The following is a 4049-nucleotide window of genomic DNA, read 5'->3' on the forward strand; positions in this document are numbered from 1 at the left end:
CTGACAAAGGTCCCGATATCTCTTGGCCTTGGTTGTCGATTAACAAATACATAGACATGCCGTATTCAGGAGCAAAGACCCGATGGGCGGTTGCTTTTACTCGGGTTGAAGGTGTGATTTCATCTCCGTCAACGGTCAAAAATCGAATTGAGAATGCGTTTGATTTTATTATTTCCCCTGCCTCCGAGTTCTTTTTTGATTCGCTCGACCCGAGTTTCGATTTTCCATCCGCAAAGTTTCGCGCATCCGCTAGCGCCGCCGGTTTATAGGTCATCTTCCAAAGTCCCCACGTTACCAAGCAGAGCAGGATCGCAGCACTAAACAACGCGACCAGTGGCATGGACGGGCGCACTGGTCTTGCTGAAGGCTTAACCCCAAGCTGCGCCTCCAAATGCCGCACAAGGTCATCCATGCTTGGGCCAAAACCTTCATCACTGGGAATTCGTTTTCCGTCGCGATAGCGTAAGTCTGTTATTGTTGTGGGAAGTGGTTTGTTTTTCGGAAAATCAGCCCCATCAACCATGAGCGGAATCACTGCCAGACCGGGCGTGTTAAGTGCAGATTCGACTTCGATACGGACCCAGTCCGGCGGCATGTCGTCCCCCTGCTTTTCCGAAAGCATACGCCGCTCATACCAACTAGGGTCAATCACCACCAAAACAACACGACAATCTTTGAGCGCCGCTTCAAAAGTCGTTCGGAAATCGAACCCCAAACGCCTCGTTGCGTCCTCATCATCTTTAAAGACTGCCGCAGGCGTCAATCTCGACGCCAGACGTTCATAAATACGGCCGGCTATGTTACAAGACTCGTCATGATTGTAACTGATAAAAACACTACGAGGCGGGAACTTTTTCATGGGCAATCTTCTTGGAGCAAAATCAGGTGATGTGGATCAGAGGAAGACATCTCAATGTGAAATCCCCTTCGCCGCAGCATACCAGCCGACGAGTTCATCCAGTAGGATTTCCTCGGTCCGGCGGACGAAGCGTCGGAGAGAGGCAGGAGTGCGGATGACAGGAAGGAATTCGCCGGCGCTGTTGAGACGCTCTACCATTTCGGGATAGACATAGGCGCGGCGCTTCACGTCGGTGACGGATTGCAATGATGTGACCGCGCCTGCGAGCAAGGGTAGGGCGATGGGCAAAAAGTAGTATATTAGCGTGAGAGGCAGGCTTTCGTCAGCTTTATGCCCGGGATCTCGATACACATCGACCTTGTGAACGAGCGCAATGACGATAAAGACAACTGCCAGAACAGAGGTAACGGGACCCGCGATGTGAGCGAAGCCATGCCACCAGTGACGGTGATGGGGATCGTATTTCTCAAAGTGGCTGATCTGATCCTTGATTCGATCCGTGAGGTAACCCGTTCTCTCTTGTATGAAGGCCTGCTCAGGCGTGGCAGCAGGATCGGTGGCGGTGGAAGCATCCCGCCAGATGGTGAGGCCGACGGAGAGGCAGAAGCGCCGCCAGCCTGGGAGGTGATCCGTGGCGATGGGGAAGAGGGGATCAAGCAACCTGCCAGAACTGACGAGCCCGCGCACCAGCTCGGTGGCCACCCTCAACTCAATCCAGCGGGCCTGCGCGTGTTTGTAGTGCGACCAGAGCATGAGGCCAATTGCGGCGAGAACGAAAGCCAGTTCCATACCGGCAAGGGCCGAAGGCCGCCAGTCTTCCAGCACCCTTTGCGATCCTGCGGAAACTGCGGCGATGATGGAGGCCGTGAAATGCAGGATGCTGCCGCACAGAAGCGCCCCACGCAGTCTCGTGGCCCAGTCTTTGGCTCCGCGATCCACGAATTCCATCAGTGCTTTTGCCGTGGTCAATGGCTTCGTGATACCATGCTCGGCATCAGCAGCGTGCTGGATCGCCTTCATTTCGGCCAGACCCGCGTCCGTGGCGCTGGCAAAGCTAGAGGCATCGCCATCGACCTCACCCGTGACAGTGTTGATGCGACGGACGGGGGTGGGCAACCAGCGGAAGCCGTTTGTGGGTTCCTTGCCTTTGAGGTAGGGCATCCTGTCGGCGTTCGCCAAGTCGATGACATCCGCCGTGCCGCCACGGCCCGAGGAAATGACTTTCCCGCTGCTATCGGCGATCTGCACCGGCGGTGCTTCTTTCCCGTCCCAAAGGGCGATGATGGCATCTGAGGCATAAACGATCTGGGAACCGACATCGTAATAGCAATCGTCCCGAAGATGGGACCCGTGGGCGATTCGGAAGGTGGCTCCGCCTGTTCCTTCCTTGGCACGTTTAATGTGGTGCTGCGCCTGGTGCCAATCGGCCTGAAAAGCGGCGCCTTCGAAGTCTTCTTCGAAATGCCTCTCCGGCATTGGAAGTATGACATGCACAGGCATGTCGAGCGCCGTTGCCTCCCGTGCGGCGATCAGGTCGGCGCCCGCCGCGACACCACAAAGCAACTCGGCACGCCCGCCCTGCGCTTCTGCTTTTATTTTCAATGCTCTGAGTTCGTCACGAATTTTTACAGCCAGATGCTCCATTTCACCACTCGTACGGCCTGGGATTTCTTTCGGGCGGTGGCCAGTGAAGCCGATGATCCAGACGGGAATAATCATGAGAGATGAGGATTAACTTCCAAGGATAAGAGCAAATCCCAAGCCGAATAACAAGCAAAGTTCGTAAAAAATAAGCAATTCGGCCTAAATAAGTAATCCCGCAGCTACCAGCTCACGATTGATATGGATTATCTGTTCCTCAATGCTTGCTGCAAATGGGATTTTGCTGACGCCATCAAAGTCAGAATGCAGTTGCGCCCCATGTTTCACAAGCAGCAGAACTCGGCTGGGGCCGAGTCTTCCTACGAACCACCCAGTTTCAAAGATTACATTCGGCCTCGCTTGGTCGTGCCGCGATCCGTCTTTCCTGACTTGAACCAAATCATCTGGCGTAAAGATGCAAATCGCGTAGCTCGACTCTGCCGCCGCATCTTCAAATTTTTGGAGTATCGGTTTGGATTGTCCGGCCTGCTCGCGAATAACGATCGGTTCAATCCCATATCCTTTGTATGGAGGCTCCGTGAGAAGGTGGCGCATCAAAAGCCAGTTGGTATCGTCGTGACCATGAACAATAAAGACCTTTTTGGTCAGCGGCGTCGCAGACGGATAAGACCGTACCCCTGCCTGCCCAACTTCTGCTAACACACTCAACTGCCTGAAAAGCTGTTCGCCATGCTTCAGATGCTTCGCAAAAACTTCGCGACAGTCCTGCTTAGCGGCCGCCAGTTTGGCTGCAGCCTTCATTTCAGCAAGCAAATGCTGTGTGAGCGCGGCCTTCTCACCAAACATGTTCCTCGACGCAACCGCCATTTTTTGGAGCAACTGCATCATGTTACCCAGATTGACTGCCTGTTTGTCGAGGTCGTTTCTCGCCTTCTCCAAGGCATTTTGAAGGGATTTAATCGGCGGGGGTGTCGGCGCTTGGGTGGCCTGCGTCGGCACACTGGGAAAAAGGTCGGGGACTCTAGGTGCCAATGGGTTGCTCCCTGACGGCATCATCGGAGATTGAGGTGCCTTGGAGTATGGATTTTCCATAGCAAAAGGCCCCAGTGGATGTGGGTAGGGAGGCGGTTCATTAGCCATGTTTGCATAGTCACACCCCCATTCTTATGCGCAATCTGGATTTGTTATTACTAGCCAGCTAGCCCTCCGGCTTCAAACCTGTCTCCTATCAGTGCCCCCCAACGTGGCTATTTCCACGTCATCGGCATTCAGCAAGGCGGGGCGCACTAAAGATTGTCCCCTATCCCCTCACTCATGCCACGTCCGTGCCACACGCTCAATGCTGAGCGCCTTGCCCGTTGCAGGATCAATCGTAATCAGCGCCCCATTCACCCGCACAGCACCGCTCCCCACGCCAAAGCGCGTGGGCATCATGCTGTGAAAGCGTTCCAGCACCGGCTCGATCTGGCTGCCGATGACACTGTCCATCGGGCCGCACATGCCGGCATCACTCTGAAACGCGGTCCCTTTCGGCAGCACGCGTTCGTCAGCCGTGGGCACATGGGTATGGGTGCCCACCACCCCAGAG

The 4049-nt window shown here is 55.0% G+C and carries 4 protein-coding genes; all 4 read right to left on the reverse strand.

Annotated features, from left to right (window positions below):
* Window positions 1–859, reverse strand: an 859-nt coding sequence (locus ACIREA_RS27915) for a toll/interleukin-1 receptor domain-containing protein (protein ID WP_397385600.1), incomplete at its 3' end; no start/stop codon positions are given.
* Window positions 860–910: 51 nt separating this feature from the next.
* A complete protein-coding gene (locus ACIREA_RS27920) occupies window positions 911–2578 on the reverse strand; it encodes a hypothetical protein (RefSeq protein WP_397385601.1) in 1668 nt (555 codons plus the stop codon).
* Between the two features lie 84 nt (window positions 2579–2662).
* On the reverse strand, window positions 2663–3601 hold the full coding sequence (locus ACIREA_RS27925; RefSeq protein WP_397385602.1) for a TIR domain-containing protein: 939 nt from the start codon (window positions 3599–3601) through the stop codon (window positions 2663–2665).
* Between the two features lie 168 nt (window positions 3602–3769).
* Window positions 3770–4049, reverse strand: a 280-nt coding sequence (locus ACIREA_RS27930) for a YmdB family metallophosphoesterase (RefSeq protein ID WP_397385603.1), incomplete at its 5' end; no start/stop codon positions are given.

Source organism: Prosthecobacter sp., assembly GCF_044373815.1.
In the GTDB taxonomy this organism is placed as follows: Bacteria; Verrucomicrobiota; Verrucomicrobiia; order Verrucomicrobiales; family Verrucomicrobiaceae; genus Prosthecobacter.